Annotated in this window: 12 protein-coding genes and 1 pseudogene; 7 read left to right on the top strand and 6 right to left on the bottom strand. The window is 73.0% G+C overall.

The features are described 5' to 3' along the window. The first annotated feature begins 46 nt into the window (after positions 1–46). Entirely contained in the window at positions 47–2,815 is a 2,769-nt protein-coding gene (locus tag AC0666_RS20195) for a helix-turn-helix transcriptional regulator (protein ID WP_468964748.1), read from the top strand. Between the two features lie 23 nt (positions 2,816–2,838). Here the strand turns inward: AC0666_RS20195 and AC0666_RS20190 are convergent, their stop codons facing one another. The 3 genes from AC0666_RS20190 to AC0666_RS20180 all read right to left on the bottom strand — a co-directional run bounded on the left by AC0666_RS20190 (position 2,839) and on the right by AC0666_RS20180 (position 4,755). Further along, complete coding sequence (locus AC0666_RS20190) at positions 2,839–3,756, bottom strand: glycoside hydrolase family 19 protein (RefSeq protein ID WP_468964750.1); 918 nt, start codon at positions 3,754–3,756, stop codon at positions 2,839–2,841. 189 nt (positions 3,757–3,945) lie between these two features. Then, the gene (locus AC0666_RS20185; RefSeq protein ID WP_468964752.1) at positions 3,946–4,359 is read right to left on the bottom strand and encodes a rodlin; all 414 of its coding nucleotides are present in this window, start codon (positions 4,357–4,359) and stop codon (positions 3,946–3,948) included. Between the two features lie 207 nt (positions 4,360–4,566). Further along, a complete protein-coding gene (locus tag AC0666_RS20180; RefSeq protein WP_356853550.1) occupies positions 4,567–4,755 on the bottom strand; it encodes a DUF5302 domain-containing protein in 189 nt (62 codons plus the stop codon). A gap of 108 nt (positions 4,756–4,863) precedes the next feature. On the opposite strand from AC0666_RS20180, the pseudogene AC0666_RS20175 reads away from it, so the two are divergent. Next, positions 4,864–5,801 (top strand): annotated as a pseudogene (locus tag AC0666_RS20175) (helix-turn-helix domain-containing protein). Between the two features lie 184 nt (positions 5,802–5,985). Here AC0666_RS20175 and AC0666_RS20170 read toward each other — a convergent pair. Then, complete coding sequence (locus AC0666_RS20170) at positions 5,986–6,783, bottom strand: caspase family protein (RefSeq protein ID WP_468964754.1); 798 nt, start codon at positions 6,781–6,783, stop codon at positions 5,986–5,988. Between the two features lie 197 nt (positions 6,784–6,980). Here AC0666_RS20170 and AC0666_RS20165 point away from each other — a divergent pair, with 197 nt between their 5' ends. The 3 genes from AC0666_RS20165 to AC0666_RS20155 are packed head-to-tail and all read left to right on the top strand — an operon-like array spanning position 6,981 to position 13,215. After that, positions 6,981–10,982: an AAA family ATPase gene (locus tag AC0666_RS20165; protein ID WP_478708056.1), complete on the top strand. Its 4,002-nt coding sequence runs from the start codon at positions 6,981–6,983 to the stop codon at positions 10,980–10,982. 6 nt (positions 10,983–10,988) lie between these two features. Then, on the top strand, positions 10,989–12,152 hold the full coding sequence (locus AC0666_RS20160) for a trypsin-like peptidase domain-containing protein (RefSeq protein ID WP_478708055.1): 1,164 nt from the start codon (positions 10,989–10,991) through the stop codon (positions 12,150–12,152). Position 12,153: 1 nt separating this feature from the next. Further along, positions 12,154–13,215 carry a trypsin-like serine peptidase gene (locus tag AC0666_RS20155; RefSeq protein ID WP_478708054.1) on the top strand — a complete coding sequence of 354 codons (1,062 nt, stop codon included), beginning with the start codon at positions 12,154–12,156 and terminating at the stop codon, positions 13,213–13,215. 9 nt (positions 13,216–13,224) lie between these two features. Here the strand turns inward: AC0666_RS20155 and AC0666_RS20150 are convergent, their stop codons facing one another. Both AC0666_RS20150 and AC0666_RS20145 read right to left on the bottom strand, forming a co-directional pair. Beyond that, positions 13,225–13,596, bottom strand: a complete 372-nt coding sequence (locus AC0666_RS20150) for a hypothetical protein (protein WP_468579912.1) — start codon at positions 13,594–13,596, stop codon at positions 13,225–13,227. Positions 13,597–13,933: 337 nt separating this feature from the next. Continuing rightward, positions 13,934–14,854 carry a MurR/RpiR family transcriptional regulator gene (locus tag AC0666_RS20145; protein ID WP_468964759.1) on the bottom strand — a complete coding sequence of 307 codons (921 nt, stop codon included), beginning with the start codon at positions 14,852–14,854 and terminating at the stop codon, positions 13,934–13,936. A 228-nt stretch (positions 14,855–15,082) separates the two neighbouring features. Here AC0666_RS20145 and AC0666_RS20140 point away from each other — a divergent pair, with 228 nt between their 5' ends. Together AC0666_RS20140 and AC0666_RS20135 are read left to right on the top strand one after the other, a co-directional pair. Further along, positions 15,083–15,928, top strand: a complete 846-nt coding sequence (locus AC0666_RS20140) for a PP2C family protein-serine/threonine phosphatase (RefSeq protein ID WP_468964761.1) — start codon at positions 15,083–15,085, stop codon at positions 15,926–15,928. A 138-nt stretch (positions 15,929–16,066) separates the two neighbouring features. Then, complete coding sequence (locus tag AC0666_RS20135; protein WP_478708099.1) at positions 16,067–17,044, top strand: MASE1 domain-containing protein; 978 nt, start codon at positions 16,067–16,069, stop codon at positions 17,042–17,044. The last annotated feature ends 74 nt before the right edge of the window (positions 17,045–17,118 follow it).

Raw genomic sequence — 17,118 nt, 5'->3', positions numbered from 1 at the left:
CACAGGTAGGGCACAGACGTGGGGACCGAGAGGCTGGTGGCTGTGCGTGGTGGCGGCGACGGGGCACGCTGACACGACCGTCGGACACGGTGAACTGATCAAGGCGGTCGACCGGGCATTGACCGCGCACGGCCGTGCGCTGCTCACCGGTCCCGCCGGCGCGGGCAAGACGGAGGTGGTCCGCGCCGTCGCGGCCGCGGCCGAAAACCGCCACGAGACGGTGCTCCGCCTCGCCCCCGAGGCCGCGGACCAGTGGATACCCGAGGCCTCCGCCGCAGCCCTCCTCGCCTCCGTCCCCTGCGCCGTACTGGAACACCTCTCCGGGCCCCAGCGCACGGCGATCGCCCTCCTGCGCCGCGAGACCGACGCCCCCCGGGCCGGCCGCGACCACGTGGCGCTGCGCCTCGCCGTCGTCGAGGTGCTGCGCGCCCTCGCCGCCCGCCGCCCCGTCCTGCTCGTCCTCGACAACGCCCAGTGGCTCGACGCGGAAAGCGCCGATCTGCTCCGGTTCGCCCTCCGGTTGACCCCGCCCGGCGTCCGGGTCCTCGTGGCGGAATGCGTCCAGGGCGGCGCCCCGGTCGCCGAACCCCTCTGCGGCCCCGGCACCCCGGCGATACGCGTGCCCCCGCTCGGCGCCGACGAAGTGGCCGAACTGCTCGTCCGCCACGGCCTGCCGGCCCGCATCGCCGGCCGCATCCACCAGGCCAGCGGCGGAAACCCCCGGCTCGCCCTCGCCCTCGGCCACTCCCTCGCCGAAGCCGCCGGGGCCCGCGAGGGCAGCGCGCACCACGCGGACACCCTGCCGCTGTCCGGGCAGGCCCGCGAGGTGGCCCGCCGGCTGCTGGCCGAAGCCCCCGCCCAGGCCCGCCGCACCCTGTTGCTCGCCGCCCTCGCCGCGCGCCCGACCACCGCCCTGCTGCGCCGGGCCGGGCGTCCCGACGCCGAGGCCGAGCTCGCCCAGGCGGAGCGGGCCGCGCTCGTCACCGTGGGGGAGGACGGAGCGGTCTCCTTCACCGCGGGTGCCCTGCCCATGGCCCTGGCCGCCGACGCGGGCTGGCCCGAACGCGCCGCCGGGCACGCCGCGCTGGCCGACGCCGTCGACGACCCCGTCCAGGCCGTACGCCACCGCGCACTGGCCGTCGACACCCCCGACGAATGGCTCGCCGCCGAGATCACCGAGGCCGCCGCGGCCTGCAGGAGACGCGGTCAGCGGGCGTTGGCCGCCGAACTCGGCCTGCTCGCGGCCGAACGCACCCCCTCCGACCGGGCCGGAGAGGAACTGGCCCGGCTCGTCGCCGCCGCCGAGGACGCCGGCTGGGCCGGCCGGGCCGACCTCGCCCGCCGGGCCACCCGGGCCGTACTGGCCCGCGACGCCTCGCCGGCCGACCGCGTACGGGCCCGGCTCGCCGTGATCGACGCCGCAGGCCAGGCGCTCGCCGCCCTTGACGAGACCTTCGCGTACGCCATGGCCGACGCGGAGGGCGACCCCGCCCTCCAGGCGGCCGTACAGCTGCGGATCGCCACCAAGTACAACCTCAGCGACGGCGACCCCGTCCGCTCCCGCGACGCCGCGGCCGAGGCCGGCGAGCTCGCCGCCCGGGGCGGCGACCAGGTCGCCGAGGCCATGGCGCTGACCGTACGGGCCCGCATGGGCCGTATCCTCGGGGACCCGGACGCCGAGGACATCCTCGCCGAGGCCCTGGCCCTGCCCGCACCCGAAGTGCCGCTCGGCATGCGCAACGCGCCGCAGTACCTCGCCGTCCGGCACGCCCTCTTCGACGACCGCCTCGCCGCCGCCCGCCGCGAGCTGATGGTGCTGCTGCCCGCCGTCCGGCGCACCGGCTCCGCAGAGGACGTCTTCGAGGTGCTGCGCAGCCTCACCGAGGTCGAACTGCGCAGAGGCCGGTGCACCGCCGCGTCCGCGCACGCCCGCAGCGCCCTGGAGCTCACCATCGAGGCGGGTCTCTCACCCGGCCCCGCCTGGTACGTCGCCGCCATGGCCGAGTCCGCCGGCGGCAGCTTCGCGCGGGCCGCCGGATACGCCCGGCGCGGGATCCAGGCCTCCGAGGAGGAGCACGACCAGGTGTTCCTCTCGCGCAGCCTGTACGCGCTCGGCCTGGTCGAACTGGCCACGGGAGAGGCCGCCAAGGCGGTGGCCACCCTGCGCCGGGTCGCCGAACTGGAGGAGGCCCAGCAGGTCGTCGACCCCTCCATCCTGCGCTGGCACGGGGAGCTGGCCGAGGCGCTGGTCGCCGCCGACGCCCCTGACGAGGCCGCCGCCCTGCTCGGCGAGGTCCACCGGGTCGCCGTGGACCTCGGGCGCACCTCCGTGGTGGCCGCCCTCGACCGGGCGCGCGGCCTGTGCCTGTCCGCCCACGGGGCCGCCGACGAGGCCGTGGTCCTGCTGGAGGACACCGCGCAGCGGTTCGCCGCCCTCGAACTTCCCCTGGAACGCGGTCGTACGCTGCTCGCCCTCGCCCGGGTCGAGCGCCGCAGGCGCCGCCGCGCACCCGCCCGCGCGGCCCTCCTGGCGGCGGCCGCCACCTTCGCCGATGCCGGTGCCAGACCGTGGGCCGAACTCGCGGGCGAGGGGAGGGAGCAGGCGTCAGAGCCGGGCGCAGCCGTCGCCCTGACCGCCTTGACGGACGCGGAGCGGCGCCTGGCGCTCCTGGTCGCCCAGGGGGCGAGCAACCAGGAGGCGGCCGCCAAACTGTTCGTCAGCGTCAAGACCGTCGAGGCCCGACTGACCCGGATCTACCAGAAGCTCGAAGTGCGCTCCCGGGCGCAGCTGGCCACTGTGCTGCGCGGGCGGTGACGGCGGGTCAGCAGCTCAGCGGCTCAGCAGCCCAGCCGGTCGCCCGGGGTCACGCCCAGCAGCTGCGTGAAGCTCTGGTAGGCGTTGATCCGGCTCTGGACCTGGGCGGGGTTGCCGCCGTTGCACTCCAGGGAGCCGTTGATGGAGCGGATCGTCTCGCCGAAGCCGGCCCCGCTGACCATGGCGGTGTGGGCCGTCATCGTGCCGGGGCCGTTCTGCGTGTTCCAGTACCAGAGCGCGGTCTTCATCGCGACGGCCGGGTCCTGCTCCACCAGGTACGGGTTGGCGAGCAGGTTGATTCCGAGGGCGTCGCCGGCCGCCTTGTAGTTGAAGTTCCAGCTGAGCTGGATCGGGCCGCGGCCGTAGTAGGCGGCCTGTCCCGCAGGGCAGCCGTACGGCCGGCTCGCATCGCAGTAGTGCGGGTAGTTGGCCGTGTTCTGCTCCACGATGTACACGAGCCCGCCCGTCTCGTGCGAGACGTTCGCCAGGAAGGCCGCGGCCTCCCGCCGCTTCACCGTGTCATCGCCGGTCGTGGCGAAGGCCGGGTACGCCGAGAGGGCCGCGACCAGGCCGTTGTAGGTGTAGAAGGGGTTGCGGTTCGGGAACATCTGGTTGAACTGGGTCTCGGAGACCACGAATCCGGAGGGGTTGCCGGTGCCCGGATCGGGGTCCTGGCCGCCGCCGCAGACGCCGAGGTCGGACCAGACACCCCACTGACCGGTGGTGCCGGGCGTCTCGCCCTGGGTCCACCACTTCGCCTGCCAGTTGTGGCCGCTGTACGAGGCGCTCATGCCGTTGGTGTAGACGGCGGATGCGGCCCACGGGCCGGCGCAGGCCGCTGCCGCGGCGGCGGGGGAGGTGGGGAGAGCGATGGCGAGGCCGAGGGTGGTGACGGCTGCTGCTGCCAGGGCGAGGGCGCGGCGACGGAATGCACGTATCACGGAACTGCTCCTTCAGCGGGGGGAGTTGCCGTGGTGGGGTGTGGGGGACGGCAACCACGGCCACTGAAGCGAAGATGGTCTGGACCTGTCAAGGTCTAGACCATGAGGATTTCCGGTACGGGCAACGGGCAGGGCCCGCGCATGCACCTGCACGCGCGGGCCCTGACACTACTGCGGGCTGTCGGGTGATCAGCTGTTGGCGGAGAGGTTGCCCGACAGGATCGGGATGTTGTCGGCGATGTGCGAGAGGGACTCGTCGCCCTTGGCCTGCGTGGAGTTCTCGGCGCACTGCTGGTTCTGCGGGTTCGAGAGGGCGTTGACGTCCTGGAGGCCGATGTTGGCGAGGACCGCGACCAGCGACTGCACGTTGGCCTTCACCGGCAGGGCGACGCAGGGCTTGTTGAGCGCGCCCTGGACCAGGCTCAGCTGCGGGCTCATCGCGCCCTTGGTCTGCTGGTTGCCGTAGATCTGCGCGGAACCGTTGCCGTTGACGGTGTTGACGCCGTTGTCGTTGCCGATCGCCATCGCCGGGGAGGCTACCGCGGCACCGATGCCCAGGACGGAGGCGGTGACCGCGGTGGTGGCCATGAACTTCTTGAACATGTGGAGATCCTTCGCTTCGCGATGACGCTGGTGGCTGCCCCCGGCGGGACGTGCTGATCAACTGCCGGCGAGGCGGGTGGTTATCCGGTGTCACCCGACCGGCCCAGTGGGCCACCGCGAAAGCCGGGCGCCCCCCGAGGGCCGGACACGCCCTGAGGGGAGCACCTGACCCGGGCACCGGGCCCGCGCCCGGGCCCGGCGCGCTGCTCAGCCGGTCTTGCGCCGGGTCTTCTTGTTCTTGCCGCCCGCGCCGCCGCTGGTGCCCTGGATCTTGGCGCGGCTCTGGTGTGCCTGCTGGGACTGCGCGGTGCGCGCGTTGCGCTCCAGTGCCTCCCGGAACTTGCGCTTGGCCGCATCGGCCGCCGACTCTTCCTGCGGGGGCTGTGCATCCGTCATGGGTCCTCCTGAGGTGATCATCCGAAGCTGCCCCAGTCTGTCAGCAGGAACAGCGGATTCCCAGACGGGCTTGAGTCTCCCGTCAGGGGAGACGGCAAGGTGGGGGACATGAACGGCGACACGCTCCACCCGATCGGCGAGCTCGCCCGGCGCACCGGGCTGACGGTGAAGACCATCCGGTTCTACTCCGACGCCGGGATCGTGCCGCCGACCGGCCGCAGTGCCGCCGGCTACCGGCTCTACGACCTCGACGCCCTCGCCCGCCTCGACCTCGCCCGCATCCTGCGCGACCTCGGTCTCGACCTGGCGGCCGTACGCGCCGTGCTGGACCGGGAGACCTCCCTTCCGGAGGTCGCGGCAGCCCACGCCGACGCCCTGGACGTGCAGATACGCACCCTGCGGCTGCGGCGGGCGGTGCTGCGGACCGTGGCCAGGCGCGGCGCCTCACCCCAGGAGACGCACCTCATGCACCGACTCGCCCGGCTTTCCGTGGCCGAACGGCACCGACTCGTCCACGAGTTCATCGACGACACCTTCGCAGGCTTCGACGCCAATCCGGAGTTCGCTGGCATGCTGCGCTCGGCCATGCCCGACCTCCCCGACGACCCCACCACCGAGCAGGTCGAGGCGTGGGTGGAACTCGCCGAGCTCTGCCAGGATCCCGCATTCCGCACCGCCGTACGGACGGCGGCCGCGTACCAGGCGGCGGAGCGGGCCGACGGCGACGCCACCGGGCTGCAGCGCGAGCTCACCGAGGCGGTGTGCGCGCGGATCGAGGAGGCCAGGGCGGCGGGCATCCTGGCCACCTCGGCCGGGGCCGTGTCCGTCACCGACGCCCTGACCGCCTTGTACGCCCACGCCTTCGAGCGCGCGGACGGCGGTGACCTGCGGCGGTGGCTGCTGGCCCGGCTGCAGGCCGCCGCCGATCCGCGCGCCGCACACTACTGGGCGCTCCTGGCGGCCATCAAGGCTGGCGGCCCTCACCCCGTCTCGCCCCGGTCTTCACCTGGCTCACCACCGCGCTCCAGACCAGGGAGGCCGCCTGACCACGGCACCGACGTGCGAAAGTCCCGGCCCCCGTGTGGGAGGGCCGGGACCTCTGGTGCACTTCGCTTGACCGCCCGGTACAACGACGCGCGGCGGCCGAGGTCACTGCCTGCCGCCGGTCCTTTCCGCAAGCCGCCGACGGCGACCGATCCGAACCCGAACCGGTGATCTGCCGTGGGGGCGTCAGATGGTGAAGGGCTTCTGTCCCAGGAAGTCGGCGCCCGGATCGCCCGTCGTGTAGAGGTTCGGGACCTGGGTGGCCGGCATGTGCTTCTTGATGTCGCGGTGGAAGTCCGCGTAACCGCCGCTGAACGCCCCCTCGTCCCAGACGCGCAGCAGCTTCTCGGTGAACAGGCCGTTGATCCTGCCGTCGGAGGCCACCTGGTCGTCCTGGCAGGCCGCGATGAGCACGGCGGGCACCGCGCCGTCCGCCTTCGTCCCCCGCAACTCGCTCTGCAGCTCCCGGAAGAACTGCTTGTTGCGCTCGTAGTCCTGCTGCTGTTCGACCACCGGCATCAGCCGGACGGCGGCCTGCGCGTCGGCCGCCTCCACCGCCTCGATGGCGCTTCCGCTGTGACAGCAGTCGAGCAGCGAGACGACACGGACGCCGTCGTCGAGCCGTGCGAACTCCCGGTGGAGCTCGTCGTCGAGGAACTGGCGGTCGAAGAACACCAGCGTCTCGTCGAGCTCGTCCGGCTCGTCACCCTCGGTGTCGGGCATCTGGCCCCCGTGGCCCGAGTAGGTGAACAGCAGGATGTCCCCGCTGCTCAGTTTTCCGGCGGCCGTGCGCAGGGCGGCCGTGATGTTGTCCGCGGTGGCGTCCTTGGTCAGGATCACCGTGTCGTCGAAACCGGCTGCGCGGGCCAGGGCCGCCATATCGCGCGCGTCGTTCTCACAGGCCACGAGCTGGCCGTCCCAGCCGCCGTACCTGCGGGGGTCGACACGGTTGAGGCCTACGTGGATGGACAGTCCTGCGGGCATGGATCCTCCTGGGGGCGGGTTGGTGCTGCCTCGCAGATGCTTCCGCGGCACGGGGGCCGCGCAACCGCGCGCCGTGCAGCGCCCCCCGATCGGCCCGCCCCCTTTCGCCGCCTTGCCGCCCCCCACCCCGGGTGAAACCATGACAGGGAGCAATCGGTCCGTCTGCTGCCCCTTGGGGGCGGCCGGGTAGGTGCGGTATGCCGCTCACCGAAACGGAATGGTGCCTGGTCACGACCTGGGTGCGGGACTACTTCCTCGACACTCTCGATCCCCGCGACCTGCTCGCCCAGTCCGGCTTTTCCCGGGAGTTCATCGGAGAGCTCCCGCTGACCAACAAGAGCGCACCGAACGCCGTCGCGCTCGTCCGCGCCGTGCGCCGAGACATCCCCAAGCAGCGCCTCCTCCTCGACGCGCTGGCCAACCTCGATGAACTCCGCTCCCTGCCCGCGGGGACGGAAGCGGCGGCCTTCGCCGCCCGGCTGCGGGAGGACGAGCAGGCGCATGCCTCGGACCAGGACCACTTGCTCGCCGGCGTCCTCAGGAACGGCACCGAGGTCTTCATCGACCGCGACGAGCTGCGCAAGAGCCTGCGCGAGTTCCTCGCCGACCCGGAGAAGACGGTGCTCGTGGTCGACGGGGAGCCGGACAGCGGCCGCTCGTACACCTACAGCCTGATCCGCCACCTCGGTCAGCACCGCGGATTCCGCCCGGTGCGCGTGACGCTGTCGCGCACCTCGACCGCCAAACAGGTGGTCCGGCGACTGGCGGAGTTCGTCGAGGACCCCCGCGCGCCGATCTTTCCGTTGAATCCGGCACAGTTGAACGATCCACTGCCCGCGCTCGAAGACGAGGTCTACCGGCTCGTCAGCCGCGCGACCGCCGCGGACGAGCAGTTCTGGTTCGTACTCGACGAGTGCGACAAGCTCGACATGACCTCCGACGTCTGGGACTGCATCAGCCAGCTGGCCCGGGCCGTCTTCGACTTCACCCCGGTACGGGAGGAGACGGTGCCCCGGCTGGTGCTGCTCGGCTTCGGGCCGACCAGGGGCCACCTGCCGCACGAAATCAAGAACACGTGCCACGACACGGCACGGATCGTCGACCGCGAGGACCTGCACGCCTTCTTCCGTCGGTTCTTCACCGACTCGTTGCCGCCCCCGGCCGCCCCCGACACCGTCGCACACCTGGCCGACACGGCCGCCGCCGCGGTCCTGCGGGCGGCCCGGGGTCCGGGCGAGGACAGTTACATGCGCAAGCTCTGCACGGCCGCCGAGCGGGCGGTCCACGCCTACCGCAACCTGGCGGACGGCGAGGACTTCGCCGCCCGGCTGCGTCAGGAACTGTCGGCCGACGCGGAGGCGCGCCCACCCGCCGTGGCCGACACCCGCCGCGCCTACCGGGAGGCCGCCTGCCTGCTCAGCGGGTTCGACCCGACCGGGCTGCGGCTGCCCGGCGAGCAGGAGAGCAGCGGCCGGGCCGCCCTGGAACTCGTCCGGGACTGCACCACCCTGAGCGCGGCTCCGCGCCCCACCTGGGCCCTGCGGCAGGAGGTCCGCGAGGCCGCGCTGGACGGCCTCGCCGGCCCCGAGGCGGCCCGGCGCGTCCTGGAGGCCAATCCCGAGCAGTTCCCCGAGAGGGCGGGGCCCGAGCGCACGGCCCTCGCGTACCTCTCCGGCCGGCCGCCGGCCCTGGACCGGCTGAACGCCGACGAACTCGCCGACACCCTCCAGGCCGTGCTCTGGCTCTCCCGGATTCCGCACACCACCGGCATCCCCGATCCCGAGCACGTCCAGCGGCTGCTGGAACGCGTGCGGCTGCTGCAACCGCTCCGACGGCTGGTGGAGGGCACTTTCTGCGGGCGCGCCGGGGAACTGGAACAGCTGCGCGCATACGCGGGCGTGCCCGTGCCGAACCCGCAGACCGCCGACCGGCAGCCCCCGCTGCTGATCCACGGGATGGGCGGCATCGGCAAGAGCACTCTGATCGCTAAGTTCCTCCTCGACAGCCTCGCCGAGGCCCCGGCCTCCTTCCCCTTCGCCTACGTCGACTTCGAACGGCCCACCCTCTCGGTCCACGAGCCGGCCACCCTCATCGCCGACATCGCCCGGCAGCTCGGCATCCAGTACCCCGGCCATCGCGACGCCTTCGACGAGCTGGCCCGTGCCTGCGAGGAGACCGTGCGGATCCAGCGCGAGGAGCAGAACACGATCGACGAGCTGTACGAGGTCTCCACCACGCGCTCGGAAGCAGGGCGCAGCGCCGCCGAGCGCTTCCACACCCTGGCGCGCGCACGCGAGGCCGATCTCGCCCGCCGGGTCGCCGAACAGGCCGAACGGGCGGTGGCCGACACCGCGGGCGCCGCCGAGCTGCCGCTGGTGATCGCGTTGGACTCGTTCGAGGAGGCCCAGTACCGCTCCAACCCCGTGCTCGGCCGGATGTGGGCCGTGTGGGCGGCCCTTCAGGAGGCCTACCCCCGGCTGCGGTTCATCGTCGCCGGACGCGCCACCGTGCACCATCCGGCGCGGACCGCCGAACCCCTCTCCATCGCCCTCGAAGACCTCCGGCCGGACGACGCGGTCGACCTCCTGGTGTCCTGCGGGGTCGAGGACGAATCCGTGGCCAGGGACCTGGCCGACCGCATCGGCGGCCACCCCCTCAGCCTGAAACTCGCCGCGGAGGCGGCCGTACTCGCGGGAGAGGACGCCGAATCGCTGGCGGAGCTGGTCCAGAGCCTGCCCGCCCGGCGCCGGTTCTTCTACCGCAAGGTCGACCAGATGCTGGTCCAGGGCATCCTGTACGACCGCATCCTCAAGCGCATCGCCGACCGAGAGCTCCGCGCCCTGGCCCAGGCGGCCCTCGCCCTGCGGACCATCACCCCCGAACTGGTCAGGGACGTCCTCGCCGAGCCGTGCGCCCTGCGCGTGGACTCCATTGAGGAAGCGGGCCGCCTCTTCGGCCGGCTGGCCCGCCTCGACCTGGTGGAGCCGGCCGGACCGGGAGCCGTCCGCCACCGGCCCGACCTGCGCGCGATCATGCTGCACCTGTCGGACACCGCCCGCACGGACCTCATGCGCAGCGTCGGAGAGCGTGCGGTGGCGTACTACGCGGTCCGCACCGGCCCGGAGGCGCGCGCCGAGGAGATCTACCACCGGCTGCGCCTGAACGAGAACCCCCGGGCGGTGGAGGAACGTTGGGAGCCCGGGGTCGAGCGCTACCTCCACCACGCCGACCAGGACATGAGCCCCCGTTCGGCGGCCTTCCTCACCGGCCGCCTCGGCGGGCACGCATCCGACCGGACGATGCACGGCGCCGACCAGGAGGACTGGGAGCGGATGGTGGCAGAGGAGGTGGAGAACCTGCTCGCCCAGGGCTACACCGACGAGGCCTCCGCCCGGCTCGCCGAACGCCGCCCCTGGCTCCCGGGCAGCCGGCTGTACCCCCTGCTCGTCGAGACGCTCTCCCGCAGCGGACGGCGCGCGGAGGCCAGGGAGGCCGCCCAGGACGCCGTGGACCGGGCACAGGAGGTCGGCAACGTCGACGCCCAGCTGGAGTTGCTGCTCCAGTCCGCACGCCTCGCGCAGGAGGACGGGGAGGTGCAGGCCGCGACACGCGACCTCGTCGAGGCGGAGGACCTCGCGACCGGCCTCGGCCGGCACTTCGACGCCATGGGCGCCATGCTGGCCCGGGTCCGGCTGACCGCCTCACCCGGAGGCGACCCCGAGCTCGACCGGCGCCTCGCCCGGCACCTGCGGGAGCTGCCCGACGAGGCACTGGCCGAGCAGCCGGTCCTCGTACGCGCGGTGGCCGCCGAGGTGTCCCGGCGCGACCCGGCCGTGCTCGACCACACCCTGAAGGTCGTGGGCCTGCCGGAAGCCGACGACGGGGTCCTCGACGCGCTCGCGCAGTCCATCAGCCGGGTGCTGTCCCGCCAGCCCGCGCTGCGCCACACCGTCGGGAAGATCCTGGGGAACGCCGCCGACGGCGACCAGCCGGTGCACCAGCCGGAGCCGGCGCACGCCCTGCGCGAGGCGCGCAGTCGCGGCAGCCTCGACCGGATCGCCCGGCGGCTGCTCGTCCTGCGCGACCAGAGCGGGGAACTCCTCTCGGGCGTGGCCACCGCCATGGACTCGGGCTATCCGGCCCAGCCCACGACGGCACCACCCCCGTCGGCCGAAAGGAACGGCCCGCGAGCGGCCTGACCGACCATGAGCGAACACGCCTACCTCCCCGTCGAGGACATCGTCGACCTGACCGACGCCGCCCTGGAGGCCGGACTGGCCGACCCCTCGGTCCGGCCGCTGCTGCTCGACGGCATCCTGCCCCGGTACCGGGGCACGCTGCCGCTCGTGGCGGCTCCCGGCAGGCAGGTGCGCTCGGACCTGAACGAGATGAACCACGTGGAGCGGCTGGTCGACGGCTCGGTGCCGCTGGACGTCTGGCTGCGCAACGCGATCTCCCAGACCGCCGAGGCGGGACCGCTCGCCCGCTTCCAGCAGGCGCTGGACAAGGTGGCGCGGGAGGCGGCCGGAGAGCCCGACGTACCGGCCGGGCCGCCCGCGGGGGAGACGAAGGAAGAGATCATCAACTGGGACGACACGGTCCCCTTCGAGTTCCTGCGCGGCGGTGACCACGCGGGCACCTCGGTCGCCCGGATCAAGGTCCTCCCGTACCGGGCGGGCGCCCCGCTGCAGCCCAACGGCTTCCCCCACGCGGGGACCGGCTGGCTCATCGCCCCGGACCTGCTCGTCACCAACCACCACGTGGTCAACGCCCGCACCCGCAGCGCCACCGAGCGCGGCATCGTGGACCCGGCGGACCTCCTGCTGCAGGCGCAGAACTCCCGTTCCCGCTTCGACTACGGGGCCGACGGGACGGAGACCGAGGAGGTGGCCGCCAGCGACCTGGTCGCCTGGGACGAACGGCTCGACTACGCAGTCCTGCGGCTCACCGCCTCCCAGCCCCCGCGCCCGGCGCTGCGGGTCGCGACCGAGCCGCTGACCGTGAACCGGGACCAGCCGGTGGCCGTCAACATCATCCAGCACCCCGGCGGTCAGCCCAAGCGGGTGGCCCTGCGCAACAACCTGGTCTACGAGGCCGACGAGCAGGACATCCGCTATTTCACCGACACCCGCGGCGGTTCCTCCGGCTCGCCCGTCTTCACCGACGACTGGCAGGTGGTGGCGCTGCACCGCGGGGCGCGGCGCGTCGAGGACGTCAACTTCCAGGGCAAGACCACCGCGTTCGTCAATGTCGGCACCCAGATGAGCAGCGTCCTGCGCCACCTCGCCGAACACAGCCCCGGGGTCTGCGCCGAGATCGCGGCGGCGCAGTCGGCGCTCACGGAGCAGAACGGTGGGGAGGAGGCCTGAGATGCGCGGCAGCCGATCACCCGTGGCGACGGGACCGGAGCAGCTCTTCGGGGACCTGCGCGAGGTCGCCGAACGGGTCCGCGAGGGCCTGGACGCGGAGATCCCCGAATCGGCCGAGGACCTGCCCGCCGACCGGGCGCCGGCCGGGCAGATCGGTCGCTTCGCCCAGCAGGAGCGGTCCAGGGTGCTGAGCGCCGGGGTCAGGGGACTGGAGAAGCTGGCGGCGGGGCGCGAGGACGAGATCGACGAGGACGAGTACTTCGGGGTGGAGGCGATCGTCCTCCTCGAAGGCCGCCCCGCCCTCCTCGTCCAGGGCCGGGACTTCCCCTCCCAGCAGGGGGACTGGGCGGTGCTCGACGGCCACCGGGAGGGGATCTGCCAGTCCATCGCCCGCGTGGGCCGCGTCGAGGTCACGGGCCATCCCAGCCTGGACTGGGTGGGCACCGCCTTCCTCGTCGGCCCCGACGTCGTCATGACCAACCGCCATGTGGCGGCGGAGTTCAGCCGCGGCGACGGCGCGGGCTGGACCTTCCGGCAGGGCATGAGCGCCCGCCTGGACCTGGCCGAGGAGTTCGCCGCCGTACCCGGCGACGGCTCCCTGGAGTACGCCGTCACCGAAGTCGTCGGCATCCACCCCGAGGTGGACATGGCCCTGCTGCGCGTGGACACCGCCCGGGGCGGGTTCGAGCCGGCGAGCCCGGTCGCGGTGGCGGCCGATCCGCCGGCGGACGTGCCGGGCCACCCGGTCTACGTGATCGGCTACCCGGCGGAGGACGGCCGCCGCAACGAACCGGAGGCCATGCGCCGGATCTTCATGGACGTCTACAACGTGAAGCGCCTGCAGCCCGGCACGACGACCGGGCTGGTCCCCGGGGAGCTGACCGTCAAGCACGACTGCTCCACCCTCGGCGGCAACAGCGGCTCCCCGGTCTTCGACCTGCTCGACCACCGAGTCCTCGGCCTGCACTACGGGGGCCGGTACGGCTTCGGCAACTACGCGGTCCCGCTGTGGGAGCTCGTGGACGATCCGCTGCTGGAGCGCGCGCAGGTCAACTGGGTGTGATCCGCAGGGTCAACTCGGGGTGACCCGCAGCGCGTCGCCGACCAGGCGGACGGCGCGGGCGAGCCGGCCGAGCTGCTGGAGCTCGACGGCGTACATCCTGATCGAGTTCTCGATGACGACGTCCGCCACGCCCATGGCGGGCAGTTCGGCCCGACTGGTCTCCAGGGCCACGCGCACGGCGCGCATCTCGTGCTGGAGCTGCAGCTGCGCGTGCCGGGTCAGGAGGACGGGGCTGCGGGTCAGGGTGGAGTAGCTGCCGTAGCGGGCCGGCAGCAGGTCCCGCAGCCAGCGCATGGCCGTGCGCTCCCAGTCGTGGGTACCGGGGGCCTTGACCTGGCAAGGCCAGTCCGGGCTGAGGGTGGTGGAGGCCGTCTGGCGCATTCTCGTCGCTTCCGAGTGGTGTCGAACTCTGATCGAGACGTGTGGTGCGGCGGCCCGGGCCAGGGGTTGACCGGGGCCGCCGCGAGCGCTCTGGTGGATCCGACAGCCGGGGCCGGACACCCGGGCGGGACGTGAGGAGGAGCATCCCGTCCGGGTATCCGTCCGGAAGAGCGTGGGGTCGCTCTCCTTGGCATCGGGTGGATCCGGCGCGCTGCTCAGTAAACATATATACCGTCGAGTAAACAAGAGAATGAAAAATTACATACGCTCACACGGTGTGAAAGCGGATCGGCTCATTCCGGGGTGAAACGGGACGGAGCGGGCGCGGTGTCCGCTCTCAGAGGAAGAATCCGTGCTGGTCGGCGACCTGCTCGTACCCCTCCAGCCGGGCCTGGGTCCGCTCGGGATCGGCGTCGGCCATCGCCTGCAACAGGGCCGCGGAAAGCATCCCCGGCGCCGCGTACGAGTCGAACACCAGCCGCGCCCCGGTCCCGGCGCTCAACGCCACGTCGGCCTCGTCCACCAGGGGCCCCAGGGTGGTGTCGGTGATCAGTGCGACCTTCAGGCCGGCGCTGCGGGCCGCACGCAGGGCCGCAAGGGTCTCCTTGGCGTGCCGCGGCATCGCGAAGGCCAGCGTCCAGGTGCCGCCGGCCTCCCGGGACTGCAGCAGGGCGTCGTACGCGACGCTGCCGCCGCGCGTCACCAGCCGGACATCGGGGTGGATGCGCCGGGCCGCGTAGGCGAAGTACTCGGCGAGCGACACCGAGATCCGCAGGCCGAGGACGGTGAGCGGCACGGAGCGGGCCAGTTCGCGGCCGATGTCCAGCACCTGGTCGGTGTCGGCCAGCAGCCGGCGTACGTTCTCCAGGTTCTCGATCTCCGCGTCCACGGCCGCCTGGAGCTCGTTGCGGCGGAACTGCTCACGGGCCTCGGGAGAGCCCGCGACGGCGCTCAGCGCCATCGGCTGCAGGGCGTCGCGCAGGGCGGGATAGCCGCTGAAGCCGAGCGCGGTCGCGAAGCGCGTCACCGACGGCTGGCTGACGCCGACCCGCTCGGCGAGCTCCGTGATCGACAGGAAGGCGGCCTCGGTGAGGTGGTCGATCAGGTACTGGGCGATCCGCCGCTGCCCGGGGGACAGCCGGTGCCCGTCGAACAGGGACTGGACCCGGTCGGCAGGGGCACGCTCGTGATCGGGCGCCAGACCCCCGCTCGGCGTGATCGCAGCCGCCTGTGCGCGTGCCTGCTGCCCCGATGACACCGGTGGGCCTCCCTCTCATGTCACTCGTCTTCCAACATAGCTCACGCCCTGTGGTCGGCCGACCGGGACCGCGGGCCCTCACCCGGCAGCCGCCGCCCGCGCACGGCGATCTGTAGCGGCCGCCGAACGGCGGAAATATGATGAGCCGGGTCCACGGCGCTCCGAGAGCCGAGAGCAGCCGAGAGCAGGCGAGAGCAGAGACCACATGGAAGTACGCCGGAGCGGTCGATGACCCCGCGTCGTGCTCCACGCCGGACCCCGCGGTCCGCCAGCGCCGACGACCTGCTGAGCACGCTGGGCCGGCTCACCGCCCAGGCCCGGGCCGGAGCGGAACTCCAGCAGGCCCGGGTGGAACTGGCCGAGGCGCTGCAGCGCGAGATGCTGCCGTGCTCGCTGCCCGCCCTGCCCGGCCTGCGGACCGCGGCCCGCTACGTGCCCGCCCGGCACGGCTTGGACATCGGCGGCGACTGGTACGACGGCTTCCGGCTGCCCGAAGGGGCCCTCGCCTTCTCCATCGGCGACGTCCAGGGCCACGACGTCGAGGCCGCCGCCTTCATGGGGCAGGTCAGGGTCGGCCTGCGGGCGGTCGCCGGGGTCGTCGTCGACCCCGGCGAGGTGCTCAGCCGGGCCAACGAGGTCCTGCTCTCCATGGAACGCGAACTCTTCGCCACCTGCAGCCTGCTCCGCTTCGACCCGGAGACCTGGGAGCTCGAAAGCGCCCGGGCCGGCCACGTGCCCACGGTATGGGCCACCGTCGACGGCCGGTACGGGATCGCCGAGGACGACGGCGGCCTGCCGCTGGGCATGATGCCCGGAGCCGGATACGCGGTGACCCGGCGCCGACTGGACCGGGCGGGCTCCATCGTCCTGCTCACCGACGGGGTGGTCGAGGGGCCGGCGTTCCCGATCGAGGTGGGGCTGGAGCGCGTGGCCCGGGTGGTCCGCGAGGGCGCCGGCGCCGATCCCGACGAACTCGCCGCCGAGGTGATGAAGGTGGCCGATTCCACCGGCCACACGGACGACGCCGCGGTCCTCGTCCTCAGCCACGACGCGGCGGCCCCCGACTCCCTCTAGGGGTGTGCGGGAGTACTCCCGGGCGGCACACCCGGGGGCCCGCCGGCCCCCGGATCCTCGCGCGCGGCCGGGCCGGCACGGCACGGCATCCCCTGCGCGTGTCACACGCTCCGGGGACGGCGGCTGTTGTCTGATGCTGTGGTGCGCACCGTGGAATGGCGACGGCTGTCCGGGGACCTCCTGTGGATCCTCGCCGTCGCCGTCGCCTACTACGCCACGGGACGGGTCGGCCTCCTGCTCCGCGTGGTCGTCGAGGGCGCGGTGGTCACCCCCCTGTGGCTGCCCTCGGGCATCGCCCTCGCCTGCCTGCTGTGGCTGGGACTGCGGGTATGGCCCGGGATCGCGCTCGGGACGTACCTCTCCATCCAGCAGATCAGCACCTTCCAGCCCGTCGACATCGGCATCGTCGCAGGCAACACCCTCGCCCCGGTGTGCGCGTACCTGATGCTCCGCCGGATCGGCTTCCGGACCGAACTGGACCGGCTGCGCGACGGGCTGGCCCTGGTCTTCCTCGGCGGACTGCTGCCCATGCTGATCAGCGCGAGCATCGGCACCGGGATGCTGGTGGCCACCGGCGACCTGCCGCCCGACGGGTTCTGGCCGGTGTGGTCGGCCTGGTGGGCCGGTGACGCGATGGGCGTGCTGGTGGTCACGCCGGTGCTGCTCGTCCTGCACCGGATCCCGCTCCGCGCCGACCCGTTCCGCGCCGACCCGTACCGCACCGCCGAGGCGGTGGCCCTGCTGCTCGCCGCCGGCCTCGTCACCCTCGTGGCCACCCGGAGCTCCCTCTCCCTCCTCTTCCTGGTGTTCCCGCTGCTCATTTGGGCGGCCGTGCGCTTCCAGCTCGTGGGCAGCGCGCCGTGCGCCCTGATCGTGTCGGTCCTCGCGATCTCGGCGGCGACGGACCACGCCGGTCCCTTCGCCCACCACACCCTCTTCGAGGTGATGGTGAACCTCCAAGCCCTCAACGGGTCGGCGGCCCTGACGGCGCTGCTGCTGTCCGCGCTCGCCACCGAGCAGAACAACTTTTGCGTGAAGATCCAGCAGGTGTGCGAGGAGCTCGCGGACGTGGTCGAGCGCCTTGCCCCCGCCAAGCGGGACGGGCCTCCGATGTGACGGCCCGTCGCCTGCGCGAGCGGACGACGCGAACCGGCCGGAGTGCCGACAGCGGTACGCGGGCTGCGGCGCCG

This window comes from Streptomyces sp. NPDC043680, assembly GCF_056436685.1.
This window is presented reverse-complemented; position numbering and strand designations above follow the sequence as displayed.